Raw genomic sequence first — 1,259 nt, 5'->3', positions numbered from 1 at the left:
AACGCACTGGCGGGGCTTTTCTCGCTCGGCGGTAAGAACGATGTTGCGGTGGTTGAGAACTTGATTAAGTTTGATGACTGCTTCGATGGTTTCAGCTACGAAGGTGTGCCAGACGTACGCATCATCGTATTTAAAGGCTACCCTGTCATGGCGATGATGCGCTGCTCAACATCAGCGTCTGATGGTAAAGCTAACCTTCACCAAGGCGCGGTCGGTGTCGGCATTGATATCGCAACAGGCAAAGCCATTCGTGCGGTGCAATTCGACCAACCAGTAACGCACCACCCGGATACGGGTAAAGATTTATCGACTCTGCAAGTGCCTCATTGGGAGCGTTTGCTAGAACTTGCGTCAAGTGCTTGGGAAATGACGGGGCTTGGTTACATGGGCACCGACATGGTTCTCGACAAAGAAGAAGGTCCGATGGTACTTGAGCTGAATGCTCGTCCTGGTTTGGCTATTCAAATCGCGAACGGAGCAGGATTGCTTCCTCGCTTGAAGCATATTGAAAGCCTCGGCACTCCAGCGGAGTACCCTAAGCCTATAGAGCGCGTAGCCTACGCGGTTGAGCAGTTTGGTGTAAAACCAAAGTTCTAAATCTTACAAGCTAGCAATCAGCACATGGTTGCTAGCTTTTTTCTTTCTGCCATCGTTTTCACTCCCCTTCCTATCTCATTTCGCCGGTTTCATCATTTGAATCAATGATCGAGCTAACAAAATCAACATAGATCGTTTCTTTTCCACTGAGCCCATTGAGTATGATGTTTACTCCCCTTACTCAACTTAAAGAGGTTGGGCGATGCTAACAAAAGAAACAAATAATAATGAACCACAGCTTGTAGACCAGGAAACTTTTGACCAACACTTACAGCGTTTGTCTGAGCTTTCGGTTCAAGCACTTGAAGAGCTTGCTGAAATTATCGAAGCTGGAACCGATATTTCAGAGGAATAGCGCTTAGATTATTTCCAATACTCCCTGCTATTGGTCTAAGTGCTCACGAAAAAGCCGAGACTGTCGTCCTACAGCCTCGGCTTATTTTATGCCCGTTACCTGCATCTCCCTGTTAGTCAGATACAAAAACGCCCGCTTTAATTGCGGGCGTTTTTTATACTTCCAAGCCTATGATTCAAACTCTTCAATCATTTCTTGAACTTCACTCTTCGGTTTATCTGTTTGACCAAAGCCACGCAGACCAACAACGTGTACGTGTTCGTGATCTTTAAACACCTTACGTACCAGCTTGTAGGTTGTACCTTTC

The 1,259-nt window shown here is 46.4% G+C and carries 2 protein-coding genes; both read left to right on the top strand.

The window, feature by feature from the left end:
• A partial coding sequence (locus tag R7O12_RS25540; protein ID WP_318126856.1) for an alpha-L-glutamate ligase-like protein occupies positions 1-597 on the top strand: 597 nt, incomplete at its 5' end.
• 202 nt (positions 598-799) lie between these two features.
• Positions 800-952: a hypothetical protein gene (locus tag R7O12_RS25535; RefSeq protein ID WP_005457235.1), complete on the top strand. Its 153-nt coding sequence runs from the start codon at positions 800-802 to the stop codon at positions 950-952.
• The last annotated feature ends 307 nt before the right edge of the window (positions 953-1,259 follow it).

The sequence above is a fragment of the Vibrio sp. Vb1574 genome, assembly GCF_033338675.1.
Note: the sequence above shows the minus strand (reverse complement) of the source record. Positions and strands in the feature narration are given on the sequence as shown.

Bases quoted from the DNA above. Each gene is read 5' to 3' on its own strand.
- R7O12_RS25535 (WP_005457235.1), top strand. From the start codon at position 800: ATGCTAACAAAAGAAACAAATAATAATGAACCACAGCTTGTAGACCAG.